The organism is Devosia sp. MC532 (assembly GCF_016461625.1).
Classification (GTDB): Bacteria; Pseudomonadota; Alphaproteobacteria; order Rhizobiales; family Devosiaceae; genus Devosia.
Genome location: NZ_JAEMNZ010000004.1, coordinates 19,267 through 40,850, shown reverse-complemented (window position 1 = coordinate 40,850; position 21,584 = coordinate 19,267). Strand labels below are relative to the sequence as shown.

Annotated in this window: 22 protein-coding genes; 8 read left to right on the top strand and 14 right to left on the bottom strand. The window is 57.9% G+C overall.

What is annotated here, in order from left to right; all coding sequences use genetic code 11:
* Positions 1-111: 111 nt before the first annotated feature.
* From ileS to JHC09_RS06365, 4 genes are all read right to left on the bottom strand, one after another.
* Positions 112-3,036, bottom strand: coding sequence for an isoleucine--tRNA ligase (ileS, locus tag JHC09_RS06380; RefSeq protein WP_199531267.1), 2,925 nt, complete (start codon positions 3,034-3,036; stop codon positions 112-114).
* 156 nt (positions 3,037-3,192) lie between these two features.
* Positions 3,193-4,164: a bifunctional riboflavin kinase/FAD synthetase gene (locus JHC09_RS06375; protein WP_169195823.1), complete on the bottom strand. Its 972-nt coding sequence runs from the start codon at positions 4,162-4,164 to the stop codon at positions 3,193-3,195.
* 4 nt (positions 4,165-4,168) lie between these two features.
* Positions 4,169-5,035 (bottom strand): TIGR01459 family HAD-type hydrolase, encoded by an 867-nt coding sequence (locus JHC09_RS06370; protein ID WP_199531266.1) that lies wholly within the window; start codon positions 5,033-5,035, stop codon positions 4,169-4,171.
* Between the two features lie 80 nt (positions 5,036-5,115).
* The gene (locus JHC09_RS06365) at positions 5,116-6,330 is read right to left on the bottom strand and encodes an EAL domain-containing protein (RefSeq protein WP_199531265.1); all 1,215 of its coding nucleotides are present in this window, start codon (positions 6,328-6,330) and stop codon (positions 5,116-5,118) included.
* A 178-nt stretch (positions 6,331-6,508) separates the two neighbouring features.
* Between JHC09_RS06365 and JHC09_RS06360 the strand changes: the two genes are divergently transcribed.
* Positions 6,509-7,942, top strand: coding sequence for a sigma-54 dependent transcriptional regulator (locus JHC09_RS06360; RefSeq protein ID WP_248306552.1), 1,434 nt, complete (start codon positions 6,509-6,511; stop codon positions 7,940-7,942).
* A gap of 84 nt (positions 7,943-8,026) precedes the next feature.
* Here the strand turns inward: JHC09_RS06360 and JHC09_RS06355 are convergent, their stop codons facing one another.
* The 4 genes from JHC09_RS06355 to JHC09_RS06340 all read right to left on the bottom strand — a co-directional run bounded on the left by JHC09_RS06355 (position 8,027) and on the right by JHC09_RS06340 (position 10,075).
* Positions 8,027-8,428: a hypothetical protein gene (locus tag JHC09_RS06355; protein ID WP_199531264.1), complete on the bottom strand. Its 402-nt coding sequence runs from the start codon at positions 8,426-8,428 to the stop codon at positions 8,027-8,029.
* A gap of 4 nt (positions 8,429-8,432) precedes the next feature.
* Positions 8,433-9,398, bottom strand: coding sequence for a DMT family transporter (locus JHC09_RS06350; protein WP_199531263.1), 966 nt, complete (start codon positions 9,396-9,398; stop codon positions 8,433-8,435).
* 20 nt (positions 9,399-9,418) lie between these two features.
* Positions 9,419-9,610: a hypothetical protein gene (locus JHC09_RS06345; protein WP_169195818.1), complete on the bottom strand. Its 192-nt coding sequence runs from the start codon at positions 9,608-9,610 to the stop codon at positions 9,419-9,421.
* Between the two features lie 105 nt (positions 9,611-9,715).
* On the bottom strand, positions 9,716-10,075 hold the full coding sequence (locus JHC09_RS06340; RefSeq protein ID WP_199531262.1) for a DUF427 domain-containing protein: 360 nt from the start codon (positions 10,073-10,075) through the stop codon (positions 9,716-9,718).
* A gap of 186 nt (positions 10,076-10,261) precedes the next feature.
* Between JHC09_RS06340 and groES the strand changes: the two genes are divergently transcribed.
* From groES to JHC09_RS06325, 3 genes are all read left to right on the top strand, one after another.
* A complete protein-coding gene (gene groES / locus JHC09_RS06335; protein ID WP_169195816.1) occupies positions 10,262-10,552 on the top strand; it encodes a co-chaperone GroES in 291 nt (96 codons plus the stop codon).
* A gap of 58 nt (positions 10,553-10,610) precedes the next feature.
* A complete protein-coding gene (gene groL / locus JHC09_RS06330; RefSeq protein WP_169195815.1) occupies positions 10,611-12,251 on the top strand; it encodes a chaperonin GroEL in 1,641 nt (546 codons plus the stop codon).
* 207 nt (positions 12,252-12,458) lie between these two features.
* Positions 12,459-12,692: a BrnA antitoxin family protein gene (locus JHC09_RS06325; RefSeq protein WP_169195814.1), complete on the top strand. Its 234-nt coding sequence runs from the start codon at positions 12,459-12,461 to the stop codon at positions 12,690-12,692.
* Here the strand turns inward: JHC09_RS06325 and JHC09_RS06320 are convergent.
* Complete coding sequence (locus JHC09_RS06320; RefSeq protein ID WP_199531261.1) at positions 12,689-13,438, bottom strand: TSUP family transporter; 750 nt, start codon at positions 13,436-13,438, stop codon at positions 12,689-12,691. The two genes, JHC09_RS06325 and JHC09_RS06320, sit on opposite strands and share 4 nt — an antisense overlap.
* A 66-nt stretch (positions 13,439-13,504) precedes the next feature.
* Here JHC09_RS06320 and JHC09_RS06315 point away from each other — a divergent pair, with 66 nt between their 5' ends.
* Together JHC09_RS06315 and JHC09_RS06310 are read left to right on the top strand one after the other, a co-directional pair.
* Positions 13,505-14,452 carry a glycosyltransferase gene (locus tag JHC09_RS06315; protein ID WP_169195812.1) on the top strand — a complete coding sequence of 316 codons (948 nt, stop codon included), beginning with the start codon at positions 13,505-13,507 and terminating at the stop codon, positions 14,450-14,452.
* Positions 14,449-14,844, top strand: a complete 396-nt coding sequence (locus JHC09_RS06310) for a GtrA family protein (RefSeq protein WP_199531260.1) — start codon at positions 14,449-14,451, stop codon at positions 14,842-14,844. The genes JHC09_RS06315 and JHC09_RS06310 overlap by 4 nt, the downstream gene beginning before the upstream one ends.
* Here JHC09_RS06310 and JHC09_RS06305 read toward each other — a convergent pair.
* The 5 genes from JHC09_RS06305 to JHC09_RS06285 form a co-directional block, all read right to left on the bottom strand.
* Positions 14,841-15,005 carry a hypothetical protein gene (locus JHC09_RS06305; RefSeq protein WP_199531259.1) on the bottom strand — a complete coding sequence of 55 codons (165 nt, stop codon included), beginning with the start codon at positions 15,003-15,005 and terminating at the stop codon, positions 14,841-14,843. The two genes, JHC09_RS06310 and JHC09_RS06305, sit on opposite strands and share 4 nt — an antisense overlap.
* Before the next feature lie 2 nt (positions 15,006-15,007).
* Complete coding sequence (gene hisG, locus JHC09_RS06300) at positions 15,008-15,700, bottom strand: ATP phosphoribosyltransferase (RefSeq protein ID WP_199531258.1); 693 nt, start codon at positions 15,698-15,700, stop codon at positions 15,008-15,010.
* Positions 15,697-16,761 carry an ATP phosphoribosyltransferase regulatory subunit gene (locus JHC09_RS06295; RefSeq protein WP_199531257.1) on the bottom strand — a complete coding sequence of 355 codons (1,065 nt, stop codon included), beginning with the start codon at positions 16,759-16,761 and terminating at the stop codon, positions 15,697-15,699. Before JHC09_RS06295 ends, hisG begins: the two co-directional genes overlap by 4 nt.
* 112 nt (positions 16,762-16,873) lie before the next feature.
* Positions 16,874-18,370 carry a histidine--tRNA ligase gene (gene hisS, locus JHC09_RS06290; RefSeq protein WP_169195807.1) on the bottom strand — a complete coding sequence of 499 codons (1,497 nt, stop codon included), beginning with the start codon at positions 18,368-18,370 and terminating at the stop codon, positions 16,874-16,876.
* A 167-nt stretch (positions 18,371-18,537) separates the two neighbouring features.
* Positions 18,538-18,801 (bottom strand): hypothetical protein, encoded by a 264-nt coding sequence (locus JHC09_RS06285; protein WP_199531256.1) that lies wholly within the window; start codon positions 18,799-18,801, stop codon positions 18,538-18,540.
* Between the two features lie 501 nt (positions 18,802-19,302).
* Here JHC09_RS06285 and JHC09_RS06280 point away from each other — a divergent pair.
* Together JHC09_RS06280 and rpsU are read left to right on the top strand one after the other, a co-directional pair.
* Positions 19,303-21,165: a pilus assembly protein gene (locus JHC09_RS06280; protein ID WP_169195805.1), complete on the top strand. Its 1,863-nt coding sequence runs from the start codon at positions 19,303-19,305 to the stop codon at positions 21,163-21,165.
* Positions 21,166-21,299: 134 nt separating this feature from the next.
* Complete coding sequence (gene rpsU, locus JHC09_RS06275) at positions 21,300-21,557, top strand: 30S ribosomal protein S21 (protein WP_169195804.1); 258 nt, start codon at positions 21,300-21,302, stop codon at positions 21,555-21,557.
* Positions 21,558-21,584 lie beyond the last annotated feature (27 nt).

Here is a 21,584-nt window from a genome sequence, read left to right as displayed (position 1 = left end):
GACTGCGCTGCGCCCATCAAAGCTCCGCTTGCGCAGGGATGATAGGCATTTTGCTCAGAAAGGCAAAAATCCTCCCCTCAAGTGAGGGAGGGATTGAAGCGGGAGAAAGACTTATAGACCTGCTGCTGCGCGTTCACGCAGAGCCTGCGCATCGCGGGCACTGACGTCTGGATAGTCTGCATCCGAACCAACGTCGGGCAGAACCTTCCACGAGCGCGCGCAACGCGTGCCTTCAGCAAGGCCCGGCACAACAGAGATACCGGCCACATCGTCCAGACGGAAGGCTTCAACAGGGCCTTCGTTTTGCAGAACCTTAATCGCCGAGGTGATGGCGATTTCAGCAAGGTCCTGACCTTCGAGCGCAACGGTGTAGCGAGCGTCCGAAACATAAACCACCGGAGCCGCTTCAAGCGACGAACCGATCCGCTTTTCGCGGCGTTCGATTTCGAGCGCACCGGTCACGACGCGGCGAACCGAGCGGATGAGGTTCCACTTTTCGGCCAGCGTGTCGTCCTGCCACTCTGCCGGGATTTCCGGGAAGAGACGCAGGTGAACCGAACTCGCGGCGCCTGGGTGACGCTCGAGCCAGCACTCTTCCATGGTGAAGACAAGGATCGGAGCGAGCCAAGCCGTCAGCGCATTGAACAGGTGATCAAGAACGGTCAGCGCCGAACGACGCTTAATGGACGAGATCGGATCGCAGTAGAGCGTGTCCTTGCGGATGTCGAAGTAGAACGCCGAAAGCTCGATGTTCATGAAGTTCGACAGAAGCGTCACGACCTTGCGGTAGTCGTATTCCTTGTAGGCTGCGCGCACGCCAGCATCGAGCTGGGCGAGACGGTGCAGCATGAGGCGTTCGAGCTCTGGCATATCCTTGGCGTCGACAACGTCGTCCGCCTTGAAGTGCGCCAGATTGCCCAAGAGCCAACGCAGGGTGTTGCGCAGCTTGCGGTAGCTGTCGACCGAGGTCTGGATGATTTCCTTACCGAGGCGCAGGTCTTCCGTGTAATCGGAGGATGCTACCCACAGGCGCAGGATATCAGCGCCGAACTGCTTGATGATGTCCTGTGGCGCAACGGTGTTGCCCAGGGACTTCGACATTTTCTTGCCTTCGCCGTCCATGGTGAAACCATGGGTCAGCACGCTATCATATGGCGCGTGGCCATTGGTGGCGCAGCTTTCGAGCAGGGACGAGTGGAACCAACCGCGGTGCTGATCCGAGCCTTCGAGATACATCGAGGCCGGGAACTTCAGATGCGGCCACTTCTGCTTGTTGCGCAGAACGAAGGCATGGGTCGTGCCGCTATCGAACCAAACGTCAAGGACGTCCTTGATCATCTCGTAGTCGTCAGCGTTATACGCGTCGCCGAGGTACTGCTGGGCAGCGCCATCAAAGTACCAAGCGTCAGCGCCCTTTTCTTCAAAGGACTGCGCGATGCGTTCGTTGACGAGTTCGTCACGAAGGATTTCACCAGTGGCCTTATTGACGAAGACGGTAATCGGAACGCCCCAAGCGCGCTGGCGCGACAGAACCCAATCAGGGCGATCGGCGATCATGGCGCGCAGACGATTCTGGCCCGTTGCAGGGTAGAACTTGGTCGCATCGATGGCGTTGATTGCACGCGACCGTAGGGTGTCGCCTGCCTTGCCGTCGAACTCACGGTCCATATAGACGAACCACTGCGGGGTGTTGCGGTAGATCACCGGCTTCTTGGAACGCCAAGAGTGCGGATACTGGTGCTTGACGCGGCCACGGGCCATCATCGCGCCAGCTTCAGCCAGAGCGGTGATAACGCGATTGTTGGCGTCGCCCTTCTTGCCGTTGTCGTCGATGACGCGCGCGCCATCAAAGCCCGGTGCGTCCTTGGTGTAGAAACCACCATCGTCGACAACATAAGGAATTGCCGGGTCGATGCCACGATCCTGAAGAAGGCGGGTCGATTCCATCCAGATGCCAAAGTCATCAAGACCATGGCCTGGAGCGGTGTGCACGAAGCCGGTACCAGCGTCGTCGGTGACGTGTTCGCCATCAAGGAGAGCCACGTCGAAGGTGTAGCCGCCAGCATAGCCGCGCAGCGGGTGCGCCACGGTGATGGCGCTCAGCTCTTCAGCGGTGACGGTTGCGCGCTTTTCAAAAGCGGAAACCTTGGCCTTGGCCATGACTTCGCCAACGAGCTTGTCAGCGATGATCAGCTTTTCGCCGACCTTGGCCCAGTTTTCTTCCGGCGCGTCGGTGATCTCATAGAGACCGTAGGCGATACGGTTCGAGAACGAGATCGCGCGGTTGGCCGGGATGGTCCACGGGGTCGTGGTCCAGATGACAACCTTGGCGTCCTGATGCGCACCGGCGATCACAGGGAACTTCACCCAGATGGTGTCGCTCTCGTAATCAGCATATTCGATTTCGGCTTCAGCGAGCGCGGTGCGCTCAACCACCGACCACATCACCGGCTTGGAGCCGCGATAGAGCTGGCCGGACATGGAAACCTTCATCAGCTCGCGCGCGATCTGGGCTTCTGCGTCAAAGCTCATGGTCAGGTATGGGTTGTCCCATTCACCCAAAACGCCGAGGCGCTTGAACTCTTCGCGCTGGATGTCGACCCAGCCTTCAGCAAAGGCGCGGCATTCCTGACGGAATTCGACAACCGGAACTTCGTTTTTGTCTTTGCCCTTGGCGCGGTACTGCTCTTCGATCTTCCATTCGATCGGCAGGCCGTGACAGTCCCAACCCGGCACGTAAGCCGCGTTGAAGCCAAGCATCTGCATCGAACGGGAGACCATATCTTTCAGCGTCTTGTTGAGCGCGTGACCGATATGGATGTTGCCGTTGGCGTATGGAGGGCCATCATGCAGCGTGAAATAGGGGCGATCCTTCGCCTGTTCGCGCTGCTTGGCGTAAATGTCCATGTCTTCCCAGCGCTTGAGCCAGTCTGGCTCACGCTGGGGCAGCCCGGCGCGCATTGGGAAATTGGTTTCCGGCAGGAACAGCGTGGCCGAATAATCGGTTTCGGTCGCGCCTTGTGCGGTATCGTTCATGGATCGGCAATCGGGGTTTTTGGAAGAATTGCGGGGGTTGTAGCAAGGCAAGGCCGCTGGGGCAAAGGTTGATTTGCGTCCCTAGGGCAGAGTTCGCACCGGCCGGGCACTTCTGTGGCCGATGCGCGTCTTGTCTTTAGCGCTTGTATTGGGCGCTTAGCCGAAAAAGCCGAGCTGACGATCAACCTCGGACAGGGGCTGGGTCTCAGCGATAATCTGTCGCGCCTTGCGGGAGTCTCGATCCATCGCGGTGATCAGCTCATCGAGGCCAGAAAAGACTTCTTGGCCGCGAATGTGTCCCACCAGCGCAACCTCCAAGGTCTGCCCATAAATATCTTCGTTGAAATCGAAGAGATGGGTTTCAAACGGAGGGAGCTGATTGTTGAACATCGGCTTGCCAAAGGCCGCAACGCCGTCGAACAGACGATCGCCTAGGCGCGCGCGAACGGCATAAACGCCCTGTGCCAACTGGAAGCCTGTCGGCGTCATGGTATTGGCAGTTGGGTAGCCGAGCTCGCGGCCACGCTGATCGCCCTGCACCACACAGCCTTCAAAGAACCAATGATAGCCCAGAAGACGGTTGGCGGCGGTGACGGCACCTTCTGATAGCGCTGCGCGAATACGCGAGGATGAGATTGGCTCATCACCCTCATCCATCAGATCAAGCTGTTCGACGGCAAAGCCAAGGCGCGCACCGGCGGCAGCGAGGAAGGCTGGCGTGCCCCGACGCTGGCGACCGAAGTGGAAATCTGCGCCGACGATAACGCCTTTAACACCGAGCTGTTCGACCAGAATGGTCGAGACAAAGTCTTCTGCCTCAATCTGGGAAAACGGCTTATCGAAGGGCAGAATGACAATGCCATCCAAGCCCAAGGCTTGCGCCAAGCGCGCTTTCGCCTCGCCATTGGTGAGGCGGAACAGATAGGGCAAGGGCGCAAAAACGTCGCGCGGATGCGGCTCGAAGGTGAGCAAAAAGGCAGGAACGCCAGCCTCTGCCGCCCGCTCGCGCAATTTGGCGATGATGGTTTGATGGCCGCGATGCAGGCCATCAAAATTGCCAATGGCGAAGTAAGCGCCGCGCGCCGCCTCGGGAAAACCGCTTAAGCTGGAAAGACGGGTAAAGCTCACCGGATCACCAGGTCAATCGAGGAAGATAACCAGCAGTGCGGGCACGGCTTGGCTCCAGGAGATCGGCAATGGCCTGTGGATCAGGATTGCCGAATGCGTCGAGCTCAGCGGCGTGGATAGAGCCGGTGATGAACAGCAGGTCAATGCCGAACTGGGCCGCACCCGTCGCGTCGGTACGCACGCTATCGCCAATAGCGATGACACGAGACTTATCAAGCGCAGCGCCATTGGCCTTTTCGGCCAAGCGCAAAGCTTCGTCATAGATCGGGGCGTAGGGCTTGCCAGCCATGTAGACCATGCCGCCCATGGCCGAATAGAGATCGCCCAAAGCGCCGCCGCAATAGATGATCTTTTCGCCGTGCTCGACGACACGATCAGGGTTGGCGACGATCATTGGTAGCTTACGTGCCAACCAGCCCTGTGCGCGTTCGCGGTACATTTCCGGGGTATCATCGTCATCATCGAGATCGGTGACGATAACGACGTCTGCCTCGGCGGTGTCGGTGCGGGTAAGGTCAAAACCTTCGTAGAGCGCATCATCCTTGGCTTCGGGGCCAACGTGATGAATGTTTTTGCCCTTGTACTTGGCAATCATCGAGCGGGTTGCGTCGCCTGAGGAGACGATATCGTCATAAGCTTCACGCGGAACGCCGAGCTCGTCCAGCATTTCGATGATGGGCGCAGAAGGGCGCGGCGCATTGGTGATGAGCACGACACGGCCTCCACCCTTGCGGAAATTGACCAAGGCCTCAACGGCCTCGGGGAAGGCATGAATGCCGTTATGAATGACGCCCCAAACATCGCTCAGAACCGCATCATAGCGACTCGAAATCTCGGAAAGACCGGTAATATTGGGCAGGGACGAGGTCATAATTTGCCTTGATCGTGGCGGGGGTGTTGAGCCCTATGTGGCACTTTCTCCGCCAGGATCAAGCAAAAACTCGGAGAAGATCACACGGCTCGGCTGGCACGCCCTGCCGAGAGGGTCAGGTCGGAGCGAATTGGCCCGGCCTTTGCCAGATGATCGCCCTGCACCAGGACAATGTCATTGTCCAAGAGTTCGACGATCTGACGCTCGCTCACCACGCCTGTTGCCACCAACATGATCTCGTGACGGGCCAGATAGGCCGCGACGTCGTTGAGGTGGAAATCGGTGTAGGTCTGTGGGTTCTCAATGAACTGGGAAGCGTCGATACGCACCGAGCTCACCCCCATGTCGGCCATGGCCGCCACATCAACGCGCAGAGAGCGCAGGTTGGCGACGCTATAGGTCACGCCCTTGCGGGCAAACGCTGCCACAAAGCCGCGCTCGCGGGCATCGAGGTCGAACCAATCCGCCTCCGCAAAGAGGAAGGTGATCGCTTCGGCCACTTCGCGGTGACCTTCAAGCGTGACCAGCAGCTGCTCTGCCGATGTGTCATCGAGCGAAGCACGGGAGAGTGGGACGTTGATTTTGGCGAGGGGGCCGCCATTGCGCGAACGACGTGCAATGGTCAGGGCCTCAACAAGGCCAGCATACTCAATCTGACGCAGGACATCGTCACCCTTGCGACGCGGCATGAAATCCGCGGGAACGGCGATAGCATCTTTCTCCATCACCAAGCGCGGGGTGAGGTCAAACAGAGCAGCGCGACGCTGCGGCAGGCGCAACACTGGCTGGATGTGGTGAACCAAACGGTTCTCCTTGAGCGCCGTGCGCACGAGGTCCGCCGGAATAATGGGTTCAGATTCTTTGATCGCAGGAGCGGGCGGCGGGGTGCCAATGGTGTCGTAAGCGGGCATGGGCTGCGCCTTGGTGACACGCTCTTCCATGTCGGAAACGGCCTCGGCGACCTGACGGATGACAGTCCCCAAAACTGATATATCAGCCTCGACGGTATCGAGGCGCTGACCGGGGTTTAAATCGGTCAAGGTATTGATTCGCTGCCCCAGTACGGCACCGGCTTGCGCGTCGGTCGACAGCAGGCGCGACAATTCTTGAATAGCGCGCTCAAGGCGGCGTTCGGTGCGGACGCGCAGGGAGCGCTCAACAGCAAGCAGGCAGACGCAAGCGAATACAATCGCAGCGATAATGGCATTGGCCGGAGTGAAGGTCAGAGCGAAATATGCCAGACCGCCGACGCAGGCCGAGGCGAGTGCGATAAAAATATAAATCAGTGCTTGCACGAGTGCCCCGTTAACCTTCGGTCGCCGCTGTTAGGATTCGACAACAGAGTCTTAACATCCCATCAGCGACGGCAAAAGCACGACGCTATGCCACACCAACGGAATCTTTACCCTAATCAGGAACAATCAGCGGCAACAAAAACGATCCGGCTGCGGACGAAAACGGGTTTCGAGCGTAATGACAAGCATGACCACGGGTTGCGACCACGCACTGTGCGGCCGGCTTTTGCTGATCGACCGCGACGCGGAAGGCGCAAGTCGCTTAGGAAGCGCGTTGAGAACCGCCCTCTTGGTGAGCCCCAAAGTCAGCGTGGTCGATTGCGGAAAAGCAGCCAACGACCTGCTTCGCCAAATGTCGTTCGACATTATCCTTGCCGATCTTGCGAGCCTTACAGACCTTTCAGCCAGTGCCGAGGACGCAATGGCGCGCCTTGTCCGCTTGGCGGAAGGGGCCCTGATCGTCGCGCTTGCCGACAGCGGTTCGGTGAGCGGGGCACTAGCCGCCATGCGTGCCGGCGCTCACGATTATGTTTCCAAACCGACCAATGGGGAAACACTGGCGGCGCGCATTGGCGAATTGGCCCAGCGTCATGGCCGCCCCAAGGCGCTTGGCATGGAAACCAGCGTCGAGAGCGGGGTCGCCGACTACGGTGGATTTGTCGGCGTCTCAAGCGCAATGCAGTATCTTTACGAGCAGATCGGGCGCGTGGCGACGTCGTCAGCACCTGTGTTCATCACGGGCGAAAGCGGCACCGGCAAAGACGTCTGCGCCGAAGCGCTGCACCAGAAAGGGCCGCGGAGCGGCAAGCCGATTGTGGCAATCAACTGCGCCGCTATTCCGCGCGATTTGATGGAAAGCGAGCTTTTCGGCGTCGTGCGGGGAGCCTTTACGGGGGCGCATGAAGATCGCAAGGGGGCAGCAGAACTCGCCGATGGCGGCACGCTGTTCCTCGACGAAATCGGCGAAATGGACCTTTCGCTCCAAGCCAAGCTTTTGCGCTTCCTGCAGACCGGCGTGATTTCGCGTGTTGGCGAAACGGCCACACGTAAGGTCGATGTGCGCGTGGTTTGCGCCACAAATCGAAATCCGATGCAGATGATTGCCGAGCGCAAATTCCGCGAAGATCTCTTCTATCGCCTCCACGTTCTGCCTATCCATTTGCCGCCCCTGCGCCAGCGCCCGAGTGACATCATGGTATTGGCGCGGCATTTCCTGGCGCGCTATGCGCGAGAAGAGAACAAGGTTTTTGGTGGTTTCACCCTCGATGCCGCACAGCAACTGGCCGGTGGAGACTGGCCGGGCAATGTGCGCCAGCTTCAAAACATGATCCGCCGGATCGTGGTGATGTTCGATGGTGGCGACATTACCGGACGAATGCTCGCGACGGCCGATATTGAAGCGCGCGCTGTATCACCGTCTGCAGTGGAATCGCCGCGCGCCGATGGTCGCCGCACTGTGCAGCCCATGTGGCAGCAAGAGCAGCGCATTATCGAAGACGCAGTGGCCATATTTGGCGGCAATATCTCGCTAGCGGCAGCAGCACTCGAGATCAGCCCGTCAACGATCTACCGCAAGCGTCAGAACTGGGCGGAAATGGCAGCTGCGGGCTAACGCCCCTGCCCTTTCGCGATCACCACAAAACAAAAGGCCCCCGACAAAATCGGGGGCCTTTGTTATTTCGAATGTTGGTTTGGCTTAGAGGCCGAATGCGACGACCGATACGAGGCCGAGTACAACAGCAGACAGTGGAGCCATGACGGTGCGCTCTGCCTTGCTCTTGGAATTGAGCTTGGTCAGCATGAAGTAGAGAACAACTGCTGCAAAACCCCACATCGCCACAACCAGGCCTGTGTCAGGAACATAGGTGCTGTGGATCTCTTCGCTGAAAACACCAACGGTGGTGAGTGCGGCGTAGCTCACAGCTGCCGAGACAACGATGGCGATGAGGCTGAGAATACGCTGACCACCTTCGAGGCGCTTGTTCTGGCCGCCGAATACGTACTGGCCAAGTGGTGCGCCGAGGATGAGTGCGAGCTGGAAGAGGGAGAAAACGGCCAGGATGACCGTGAGGGTAACTGCTGAAGGTGCGCTGTGCATTTTCTTAAGGAGTACTAGCTTCTTTCGCGCGACGCCGGTCGAGGCCGAGCCAACGTTCGCGCAGGATTACGGCAATGCCGGAGGCGACGATGATGATCGCACCGATGATCATGGTGATCGTCGGTACATCTGAAAAGAGTAGATAACCGATAATGATCGTCAGGAGGAGTGAGACATATTCGAACGGTGCAATAACCGACATGTCTGCGTAACGGTAGCAGGATGTCAGGAGGAGCTGCCCTAACCCACCAAAAAATCCTGCACCAATCAGAAGTGCCGCCAACTCAGGCGTTGGCATGACCCAGCCAAAGGGCAAGGTGACGAGGCTCAGGACGCTCGCGCTGACAAAGAAATAGGTGACGATGGTTTCAGTGCGCTCGGTTTGAACGAGTTTTCGCACCTGCAACATGGCGAAAGCGGAAAGAATTGCCGCTCCCAAGGCCGCTAACGCGCCGATTGTCTCGGCAGAATCAGCGCCAGCCTCGCCGCTAAAAATGGTCAGGCGTGGCCACAGAATGATGACGACCCCCACCAGACCGATAATCACCGTCGTCCAGCGGAAAATATAGACGCGCTCGTGCAGCAGAATGGCCGAGAGGATGACAATGACCAGCGGGGAGGCATAACCAATGGCCGTGGCCTCTGGCAAGGGCAGCCGGGTCAGCGCGAAAAAGCCAAGCGCCATCGAACACACGCCGATGAGCCCGCGCAACACATGCCCAAAGGGGCGCGATGTTTTGAAAGCAGTGGAGAGCCGGCCCCGCAGCGCAAGAAACGCGAGGACCGGCACGAGTGCGAAAAAGCTACGGAAGAACACCATTTCCCCGGCGGGGATGGTGTCAGCAGCCTTTAACATGGTCGCCATGACCACGAAGCAGCATACGGACAGGATTTTAAGGAAAATGCCTCGGAGAGGTCCGGCCACGCCGCCTAGTTCGGCGGTGCTGGAATTTCGAGGCGAGAGATCCACATTATCTCCTGTCGGCGGGCTTACTTGCCAGCCGCTTCCAGCTTTTCCTTAGCAATACGGGCAGTTGCGAAAGCCTTGTGCTCAGGACCGACGGCAGAGCCAGTCTTGAGGGCCTTGCCTTCCGCATCCTGGACTTCCCAGTGCCAGTTGGTGTTTGCGCCAACGCCGCCGACGCGGCGCAGTTTGATCTGAAGTGTCGATTGTTCGCTCATATGCGTCTTATGGCCTTGAATGATTGGAAGGGAAAGAGGGGGAGTTGGGCATTTCCATGATCTGGTGCCACGAAATGCGGATTTGCCTGTGCCAGTAGCCGTATCCTAGCCCCCTGTCACCTGAATAGAGATGCGATCGCCGCCAAAGGTGATCAAATCGCGCAGCTCAGCGTAATCACCCTCGGCATAGGGGTAGTACCAGGCCAAATCTTCGCCATCGGCGGTGAGCGTCTTTATATTGTAGTAATGCGCTTCGCCGAGCCCATCCTCCTGCCGCTTGGTATCAGACGCTTCCAAGATCGAGGGGTGAACATCCTCAATGGGGAAGTAGTAGCGCGTCTCACGCCCCGGCTGTTCGAGCTTTAGCGCTTTGGAAGTGCTCGCGATTTCGTCGCCGTCAAAAAAGATATGAACGCGGCTTGAGACGGGGCTTATGGTCCGGCCCTGTGTGTTGAGTGTGGACATGGGGCTATCCTTATTTTCCACGTTTGTCATGACGCTCTAACGCACGAGAAAAAACTTAGGTTCACGTCCCTTGACTCCACTTGGAGGGCGTTCCTATATCCAGTGCAGCATTGTTAGCACTCAGATGTATCGAGTGCTAACAGCGCACAAAATTGCATTCAGAAATGATGCCAAGAGGATATTACCATGGGCTTTCGTCCCCTGCATGACCGCGTAGTCGTCCGTCGCGTTGACAGTGAAGAAAAGACCAAGGGCGGGATCATCATTCCAGATACCGCCAAGGAAAAGCCGTCTGAAGGTATCGTCGTTGCTGTGGGCCCAGGTGCTCGCGACGACGCTGGCAAGACCGTTGCCCTCGACGTAAAGGCAGGCGATCGCGTGCTTTTCGGCAAGTGGAGCGGCACCGAAGTTAAGGTCGACGGCGAAGACCTGATCATCATGAAGGAAAGCGACATCATGGGCGTGATCGAGGCTTAATTGCCTCTCCGCTTTTAACTGTCTCTCCCATTAATTAGAATTCTTAAGGAGCCACACCATGGCCGCTAAAGAAGTAAAGTTCTCCGCCGAAGCTCGCGAAAAGATGCTCCGTGGCGTCAACATTCTCGCCAACGCTGTTAAGGTCACTCTCGGTCCAAAGGGCCGTAACGTTGTGATCGAAAAGTCCTTCGGCGCTCCACGCATCACCAAGGACGGTGTGTCGGTTGCTAAGGAAATCGAACTTGAAGACAAGTTCGAAAACCTCGGCGCACAGCTGCTGCGTTCGGTCGCTTCCAAGACCAATGACGTTGCTGGCGACGGCACCACCACTGCAACCGTTCTCGGCCAGGCAATTGTTGTCGAAGGCGTGAAGGCTGTTGCTGCTGGCTTCAACCCAATGGATCTCAAGCGCGGTATCGACATGGCAGTTGCCGAAGTCGTCGCTTCGCTCAAGGCATCGTCCAAGAAGATCACTTCCTCTTCGGAAGTTGCTCAGGTCGGCACCATCTCGGCTAACGGTGAATCGTCCATCGGCGACATGATCGCTGAAGCGATGCAGAAGGTTGGTAACGAAGGCGTTATCACCGTCGAAGAAGCCAAGACCGCTGAAACCGAACTTGATGTCGTTGAAGGCATGCAGTTCGACCGTGGGTACCTCTCGCCATACTTCGTGACCAACGCAGAAAAGATGACTGCGGTTCTCGAAGATCCAGTGATCCTGCTGCACGAAAAGAAGCTCTCGAACCTGCAGGCTATCCTGCCGATCCTCGAAAGCGTTGTTCAGTCCCAGCGTCCACTGCTGATCATTGCAGAAGACATCGAAGGCGAAGCACTCGCGACCCTCGTTGTGAACCGTCTGCGTGGCGGCCTCAAGGTTGCAGCTGTTAAGGCTCCAGGCTTCGGCGATCGTCGTAAGGCAATGCTCGAAGACATCGCGATCCTGACCGGCGGTCAGGTCATCTCGGAAGACCTCGGCATCAAGCTCGAAAACGTGACCATCGACATGCTCGGCACTGCCAAGCGCGTTGAAATCACCAAGGAAAACACCACAATCGTTGATGGTGCTGGTACCCAGGAAGACATCCAGGGTCGCGTTGGCCAGATCAAGGCGCAGATCGAAGAAACCACTTCGGACTACGACCGTGAAAAGCTGCAGGAACGTCTTGCTAAGCTTGCTGGTGGCGTTGCTGTCATCCGCGTTGGCGGCTCGACCGAAGTTGAAGTTAAGGAACGCAAGGACCGCGTTGACGACGCTCTGAACGCAACCCGCGCTGCGGTTGAAGAAGGCATCGTACCAGGCGGCGGCGTTGCTCTGCTGCGCGCTTCGAACTCGATCACCGTTAAGGGTGCGAACGCTGACCAGGAAGCTGGTATCGCTATCGTTCGTCGCGCTCTTCAGGCTCCAGTTCGCACCATTGCGAACAATGCTGGCGCTGAAGGTTCGGTCGTTGTTGCTCGTATCCTCGAAAACAACGCAGTATCGTTCGGCTACAACGCTGCGACCGACGAATACGGCGATCTGGTTGCCCTCGGCGTTATCGACCCAGTTAAGGTCGTTCGCACCGCGCTTCAGGACGCAGCTTCGGTTGCATCGCTCCTGATCACCACCGAGGCTATCATCGTTGAAGCCCCTAAGGCTGACGCTCCGGCAATGCCAGGCGGCGGCGGCATGGGCGGCATGGGCGGCATGGACTTCTAGTAGTCCAAACGCCCATCACTTTGGGTGTTCGGGCCGGCAAGCCGGCCCGAAATGGCGGCATGGACTTCTAGTAGTCCAAACGCTCAGACCAACCGGTCTAAAGCTAAACGGGAAAGGCGTCGTGGAAACACGGCGCCTTTTCTTTTGACCAATTGAGACGGGACGACCCAGCGCGTGTAGAATGCGCTGACACAAGGACCCATACATATGCGACCACCAAGACGCGCCAGCGCCCTCGATACGGCTGAAGCGGCCTTCAAGGCGGCGACCAGCAAGCCAAGCACAGAGGCTCCTGCAGCGCGTGTCCACGCGCCACCCGAAGGCAAAGAGCTCGTGAGCCTAAAGCTCGACCGGGCTGTGTTGGAACATTTTCAGGATGACGGCCCCGGCTGGCAGGACCGTATCAACGCTGCGCTGCGTTCGGCTGCTGGCCTCGATTAAGGCCAGAACAGCAGTTTGACGGCCATCGCAATCGAGACGACGACGACCAAGGGGCGGATCAGCGTTGCGCCGAACTTAATGCCGGTGCGCGCGCCAACATAGCCGCCGATGATCTGACCAATTGCCATAGCAATGGCGAACGGCCAGACAACATGGCCCTGCGGGATGAAGATCACGAGCGCTGCCAGGTTGGACGTGCAGTTGAGGATTTTGGTGTGGCCTGTGGCACGGGTAAGTCCGAGGCCGAACAGGACCACAAAGCCAATCGAGAAGAACGAACCTGTACCGGGACCAAAAATCCCATCGTAAAAGCCGATCAGGAAACCCATGACCGGGATGAAGATGTGCTCGGGCAGGCGCGCGACACGATCGGCATCGGAGAGTTTTGGCGCGAATAAGAAGTAGAGCGCAATCGCAATGAGCGCCACCGGCACGGCGACGGTGAGGAAGGTTACGTCGATAGAGGCGACAGTGAAAGCGCCCAGCATCGAGCCCAAAAACGTCAGCACCACCGCAGGCAGCAGCTTCTTGATATCGACAAAGCCGCGACGCCAATAGGTGAGGCCCGCCATGCCAGTGCCGATAATGGACTGCATTTTATTGGTCGCCAGCGCCGCAACAGGGGAAATGCCGGTCGCCATAATGGCAGGCAGCGCAATCATCCCCCCGCCCCCGGCAATCGCATCGACAAAACCTGCCAACATGCCCACACCCATTAGGGCAAGAAGAAGCAAGGGATCGAGCATAGGATCGTTACACTTTTTTTGATGATGTGCCGGTAAGATGGCCACGTTTCCGGGGGGAGATTACGCGTGACCAAGCTTTATCGGGGCAACCATGTAGCGGTTATCCTGCCATGTTACAACGAGGCTAACATCATCGCCGACGTGGTAGCGGCATTTCGCGCTGCCTTACCGGAAGCCAGCATCTACGTTTTTGACAATGCCTCCACCGATCACACGGCGGAGATTGCCGCGGCTGCGGGGGCCATCGTCCGGCATGTGCCCTATCGTGGAAAAGGCAATGTGGTGCGCAGGCAGTTCGCCGATGTCGATGCGGACGTTTATGTCATGGCAGATGGCGATGGCACATATGACGCTAGCCAGAGCCAATTCATGGTCGACCAACTCCTCGACCAGGGGCTAGACCTCGTTGTTGGTACACGCCAGCCGATTGGCGATGGGCAGGAATATCGTCCGGGGCACGTCCTTGGAAATCGACTGCTGACAGGCACGGTGGCCCGCATTTTTGGGAGTGGATTTACCGATATGCTCTCGGGCTATCGCGTTCTCTCGCGCCGGTTCGTCAAATCTTTCCCGGCGCTCTCCCAAGGCTTTGAGATCGAGACAGAGCTAACCATTCACGCACTCGAGCTCCGCGCACCCTATAGCGAAGTGCCGACGGCCTATGGCAGCCGCATTGAGGGCTCGACGAGCAAGCTCAGCACCTATCGCGACGGGCTGCGTATTTTGGAAATGATCGTGCGCCTTTACGCTCGCGAACGCCCGCGACAGCTTTACCTCTGCACCGGGGCGATCATCGCGATTATCTCGATGCTGCTGGCCGTGCCCATCATCATTGAATACCTAGACACCGGGCTGGTGCCACGCTTCCCCACCGCAATCCTTGCTGGATTTGGCGTGTTGTGTGGGGTTGTTTTGGGCGCGACCGCGGTGATCCTCGACAGCGTAGTCACCGGTCGCCGAGAAACCAAGAGACTGCGATACCTTGAAATGCGTGCACCGCAGGCCCTGCAATGAGCGCGGTTCGGCGGCTCGTGCCCTTCGCCTTCGCTGGCGGACTGGCCTTTGTAGTGGATGCAGGAGTGTTGGTTTTAACAGCGCCCTACATCGGACCGTTCTGGGGAAGAGCGCTGTCGTTCCTCGCCGGTGTTGGCACCACATGGGTGATCAACCGCAATGTCACGTTTAAAGATCGCGGGACTGGGGTCAGCAAGGGCGAAGAGTTTTTGCGCTATCTGACGGCCATGTTGCCGGGCGCGGGGATGAACTGGCTCGCCTATGGCATAGTTGCCAGTATTGTTCCCCATACCAGCCTCGGCCTAACGCTGGCTGTTGCGGCGGGCAGCATTGCCGGGCTCGGGATCAACTTCCTTGCCGCCGATAAGCTGATTTATAAGAAACCGCGTTAAGGCTGAGGCTCGCTTGGCGCTTCAGCAGGCGCAACATCAGCAGGTGGCGCGTCAGGCGCCGCCACAGGGGCTTTTTTCCGATCTTTTTGCGGGTACCAACCCGCATAAAGAATGGCGCTGACACCAATCAAAACGACGAGCAAAATCAGCGCCAGTTCCATGATCAGTTCCCGAGCTTGTTGAGAAGGTCGCTCAAAATCGCCTTGCGTTCCACATCCCAAGGAGCGGTCTTCGAGACGATGAGATTGGCTTCACTCTTGAGCATGACGCCGTCTTCCAGAACACGCAAGCCATTGGCGACAAGCGTCGAACCGGTCGAGGTGATGTCCACGACGATGTCGGCGACGCCCGCTGCGGGAGCCGCTTCGGTGGCGCCGAGGCTTTCGACGATGCGGTATTCAGCAATTCCCGCGCGTTCAAAATGCTGGCGCGTGATGGTGATGTACTTGGTGGCAATCCGCATCCAGCGCTTGTGGCGCGAACGGAAGTCGGAAGCGACGTCGGCCAAATCGTGGAAATGGGTCACGTCGATCCAGGATTCCGGGACAGCGACAACAACGTCGGCATGCCCAAATTCCAGATCGCGCACGAACTCAACCGATGCGGGACCGGCTTCGCTGGTTTCGTGGATCAGATCGCGCCCGGTCACACCGAGGTCGATATTGCCACGGATCAGCTCGCGCGCAATTTCGGAGGCCGGATAGAAGCGCACGGTGATATCCGGCATGCCCTCAATGGCGCCAAGATAGGAGCGTGCACCTCCCGGACGGGTGATCGTCAAACCGCGCTGGGCAAACCACTCGCGGGTCAGTTCTTCGAGACGGCCCTTGGAGGGAACGGCAAGAGTAAGGGTCATTTTGGCCACTCCGCTTCAAGACGGTCGACCCACAAGGCGCAGCCCGATGCTGCGATTGGGGCGGTCGCGCCGAGGCGTTCGAGAAGGCGATCGTATTGGCCGCCGGAGGCAAGGACGGTATCGCCCTGCCCGCGCATCTCAAAAACGATGCCGGTGTAGTAATCGAGGCGCGGCGAGAAGCTGGCGTCAAAGGTGACACGTGCTTCGCCCAAACCATCGAGATGACGGCGGATCGCACGGACAGGCGCGCCAAGGAAAAGCTTATGCTTTTCGCCCAAGGCTTCGATTTCGCGCAGCGCGGTCAGCACGTCGCCCTTGATAGCAAGATAGGTACGCAGCAAGGCAATTGTTGCGGCAGGCACATGTTCCGTATCAAGCGTTTGCTGGGCCAGATACCGATCAGCAATTTCTTCTGGCGTGCGGCCTTCGGTGAGGCTGAGACCGGCCGAAACCATGCGCGCGGTGACGTCTTCAATCAGCGCATCGCGTTCCACCACAGCGCTGCTGGTGCTGTCGCCGCTCTGCTCAAGGCGAGAGAGCAGACGCTCCATCGCTTCTTGGTGGCCGAAACGGTGACGAATGCGGCTGCGCCAGGCGGCGGGCATATCGGCCTGCGCGAGCAATGCCTCAAATAGACCAACACCCCCAAGGCGCACTTCGGGGCTGACGCCATAAAGGCGCAGTGCCGCGCGGGCAAAGGTGAGCACCTGATCGAGCGCGATATCGCCGTCTGGCTGAGCAAGGAGTTCAACACCGGCCTGCTCGAATTCGGCGGGGCCGGTTTCGCGCTGGCGGAAGATCGGGCCGAGATAGGAGAAGGCTGCCGGTTCGCGGGTGCCGTTGGCGATATAGTCGGCAACGATGGGCAGGGTAAAATCGGGGCGCAGGCAATATTCTGCGCCGGTCACGTCGGTGGTGAGCAGCAGGCGACGACCAAACTCTTCGCCTGCAAGATCGAAATATGGATCTGCCTTCAACAGCAGCGGCGGGGTGGCGCGATAGCCGCCCTGCGCTTCAACCAGCGCTTCGAGTTGGGAACGACGATAGGCGGCGTTTGTCATTGGAGACCGCTCACGAGCTGAAGAAGAAAGTTAGCCCCCCTCACCCGGCGCTGCGCGCCGACCTCTCCCCGTTGGGGAGAGGACAGAAGGCGTTCGTTGGCGGCTCCGAGCATCATTGTTCGCTCAAGAGCTTCTGGATAGCAGAGACAAGGTCTTCACGCTTGATTTCGAACTGGCCCGGGCGGGCAGCTTTCCATTCAGCGTTGTCTGTGATGCCTTCTGCGGCTTGCTTGCCAGCAACCAGATCCTTGATCTGCAAGATGCCCTGTTCGCGTTCCATCGAGCCTTCGATGATCACGGCCGGGGCATTGCGCTTATCGGCATAGGCGACCTGCTTGCCGAAGTTCTTGGTGTTGCCCAAGAACATTTCAGCGCGAATGCCAGCGTTGCGCAGCTCGGCGACCATGGCCTGGTAGCCAGCCATCTGGTCCTTATCCATGACCAGAACCACAACTGGGCCAGCAGGCTCGGTGGTGGCAAGATTGCCCGTGAGTTTGAGCGCATTGGCAAGGCGCGAGACGCCGATGGAGAAGCCTGTCGCCGGAACCGGCTCACGACGGAAGCGCGAGACCAGACCATCGTAACGACCACCGCCGCCGACAGAACCAAAGACCACGTCCTGGCCCTTCTCGTTCTGCACCTTGAAGGTCAGTTCAACCTCAAAGACAGCGCCGGTGTAATATTCAAGTCCACGCACGACCGATGGGTCGAGAATGACACGACCGCCAAAGCCAGCGGCGTTAACGAGGCCGAAGATCGACGCCAGTTCCTGAACGCCAGCCAAGCCCGCTTCCGAGCCACCGATCAGACCTGCGAGGGTGTTGATGGTGGAGATAACATGCTCGTTGGAGCCCTTTTCAACGCCGTCAGCAGGAATACCGCTGTCGATATAGCCCATGATGGGATCGATCTGCTCAGCAGACAGGCCCGCGCCCTTGGTGAAGTCACCCGACTCGTCCTTACGGCCCGCGCCGAGGAGGAGTTTGACGCCCTCAGGGCCGAACTTATCGAGCTTATCGATAGCGCGCAAAACGGTGAGCTTTTGCTCGTCCGTGGTAACGCCTGCTGTGGCCAGCACGCCGTCGAGAACCTTACGGTTATTGACGCGCACAATGTACTGGCCCTGAAGGCCCAGCGCATCCATGACGTCAGCCATCATCATGCACATTTCGGCGTCCGCTTCCGGACCACCGGCGCCAACAGTGTCGGCGTCAAACTGCATGAACTGACGGAAACGACCCGGACCGGGCTTTTCATTGCGGAATACATAACCCTGACGGTAGGACCGATAGGGCTTTGGCAGGGTTTCAAAATTCTCGGCGAAATAGCGAGCGAGCGGTGCCGTGAGATCGTAGCGCAGGCTCATCCACTGTTCGTCGTCGTCCTGCAGCGAGAACACGCCCGCGTTTGGACGGTCGGTGTCGGGCAAAAACTTGCCGAGCGTATCGGTGTATTCAAACAGCGGGGTTTCGACCGGGTCAAAACCATAGCGTTCGTACACGGCCTTGATCTTGCCGATCATGGCGCCAACGGCAGCGATATCGCCGGGAGTACGATCTTCGAAACCACGTGGGAGACGTGGCGTGATGAGCTTGGTCTTTTCGGACATGCTTTTAAAACCTGCGGAAAGTCGGCTTGTTCCTAGACGATAGGCCGGGGGGAGACAACAGGGGAGGACAATTGGCACTTGGAGAAAATGATCCAAATGCCCTCCCCGACTCTGATTGGTGTTTGGTGTGAGCGTTAGGCGGCCGGTGGTCCGACCGCCTTATGATCTCAAACCGAGCCCCTATTGGGGGGATGCAGGCGGTAGGCGTGCAGGTCTACGCCCAACCATTGAGAGCTCAAGTGGTCTTCCGGCGGCAGACCCACGTCTGCACGCAGGTAATGTGGGACCTCAGGATAGTTTTGCTTCTGCTCAGCCCAAGCACTGATCGCGGCAACTAAAACCGCTATCAGGCCGCGCTGGCGCACTGCATCAGCGATTGAGAATTCCAGCTTCATGATGATTGGAGGCTGGGAAACGGAGGCAATAGACATAGTGATCTTCCGAAGCGTTTTACGCTTCGGCCCTCATTGGATTGAATGAAGCGCTGGAGACCAAAGGGGCGCAAAGCGACCCGGTTTCAGCGCGCAAGAGATGTGAAAGTTGAGATATCCGCGGTCAGCATGTGACCTAGGCGACTGGCGAGATTAGACGAGCCAGCTGCGATGGAGACCAAACGAGAAATGGCGATGGAACATTACAGTCATGTTTCGCCTCCTCAGTTTGGCGTTACGGATGACGAATGGATAAGTCACGATCCGGTGTAAGGCAATCCATCTCGACACGATCTACTTAGATCATCGCCACGTGTTGCTTTGATACAACGCCAGACGATTTGCTTTACCGCAGAGTAACCAGTTCGTTTGACCTAAAATTTTCGTTTCAGATCGATACTGTAGCCAACACATGAGGTCATAGGCTGGTTGGCGTTACAGCGCAAAAGCGCGCGCAAACCGACCTTTTCTTTGGTGACAAAGATCAGGAGACGTAGGGTTATGCTGCAATTTTGCCGACTGCTACAGCGCTTTCGCCGCGATGACAGCGGCGTCTTTGCAGTTGTATTTGGCATTATGGCAGTTGTCTTGGTGGCCATGGGCGGCGCAGTCGTGGACTACGTGACCCTTGAGCAAGCCCGAACCCGCTCGCAAACGGCACTCGACGCGGCCACACTGGCCCTCCAGCCGTCGATCAACGATCCAGCCGAAACCGACGAGACTATCCGCGCAAAGGCCGAGGCACTGGTGCTGGAGCGGCTCGGTACCCAAGGTATCCAAAAAGCCAAGATAGATACCGTGGTGGTCAACCGCGACAAGGGCGAGCTGATGCTCTCTGGCAGCTTTGCCGTCGAAACCATTTTCGTCAAACTTGTCGGCGTCGACCTGCTCTACGCGACAATAACCTCGCAAGCCACCAAAGGCATCGCCAATGTCGAAGTGTCGATCGCGCTGGATGTCACCGGCTCAATGAGCATCACGCTCCCTTCAGGCGCAACGCGCCTAAAGACTTTGAAAGACGCAACTCACTCGCTCGTCGACACAATCTTGGCGCTCAATAGAACCGGAAACTATGCCAAGGTGGCGCTAGTACCTTATGCGCAGTCGGTCAATGTTGCCCCCTATGAAGAGGCTATCAGAGGCCCGATACGTCCGCGGCGGGACATTCAAACCATTTCATGGACAGCGACCGGCTACCAAGCCATCACGAATATTTCGACCGCCAATCCTGCAGTGTTCACCTCATCCCGGCACGGGCTCAGGGTGAATGATTATGTCTATGTGCGCGACACCGGCGTCAGCAAATTCGATACGCAAAGACTCCGCGTCTCGAGCGTTTCGACAGACACTTTCACCTTGGACGTTAGCGGAGGTATCAACTCTGTTGTTGCCAACAAGGGAAGCTTTGCCAAATGCCGCCGCTCGGACTGCATGGCTGTGTTCACCTCGCCGGGGCATGGCTACGCCGAGGGCGAAGAGATATGGGTCCAAGACGTCGCTGGACTGACCAGCTACAACAACCGAAAACACATCATCAGCGCTGTAACCGCCAATAGTTTCGTCATTACGGGCACTGCCCCCAATCGAAACCAAACCCATCAAGCCAACACCGGGCGCTTTTGGTGTCGTTGGCAGACCGAGAGTGTCGGCTGCGTCGAATTCGAATTTACCGACATCGGGTACACTCGACGCGTGCAGCAAATCAGCACTTGCGCCACTGAGCGGGCCCGAAACGCCGCTACAGATAACCCGCCTAGCACGACATTTATGGGCCGCAACTATCCCTATATCGATCCAGACCCAGACTATAGCAACGTGTGTAGCTCGAGCAAGATCGTGCCATTGACCACGAGCAAGGCAACGCTCACCTCAGCGATAAACGGCCTGACAGCAGGTGGATCAACCTCTGGGAGCACAGGCATATTGTGGAGCTGGAATATGCTCGCACCAAGTTTTGGTTACGTCTGGCCAACGAGCGCACCTGCCCCGTATCATCAACGACACCTGATGAAGGCCGCCATCATCATGACCGATGGTGAATTCAACACGGTTCACTGCAATGGTGTCGTTTCAGGGATCAGCAGCACCGGCGGCAGCGGGAATGCCGAAAGAATCAATTGCGCGTCCCCCAACGGCGGCCCTTACAAGCAAGCCAGTGACTACTGTACGGCAATGAAAAACAACACGGGCATACAGGTCTACACAGTCGGCTTTGGAATCACCAAAGGATCACCAGCAGCGATCGCACTTGAAAATTGCGCGTCGAGCCTGGCAAACCATTTCCTCGCTGACAATGCCGCATCGTTGAACGACGCATTCGATCAAATCGCCCGCCAAATCACCGCTTTGAGGCTTACACGGTGATTTGAGTGCACGAGAAGTGTGATTCTTGTGCTGACTCCATTTGGTCATTTCGAGAAATGCTGATAAGGCGTCTTCCCAGAAGCACCAAGCTCACTGCCTGCTCGTCAGGCAACACACCACGTTAGGATAGATTTTTGCAGGTACAGGTTCGCGACAACAATGTCGATCAAGCCCTCCGCGTTCTGAAGAAGCGTCTTCAGCGTGAAGGCATTTTCCGTGAAATGAAGCTCCGCAACTATTTCGAGAAGCCTTCTGAGAAGCGCGTTCGCGAAAAGGGTGAAGCTGTTCGCCGCGCTCGCAAGAATGCTCGCAAGCAGGCAATCCGTGAAGGTCTGATTGCAGCACCAAAGCGCCCAGTGCGCGCTGGCGCTCCAGGCCGTACGGCTAACTAAAAAAATAGCCCGCCCTGTCCGCATCAG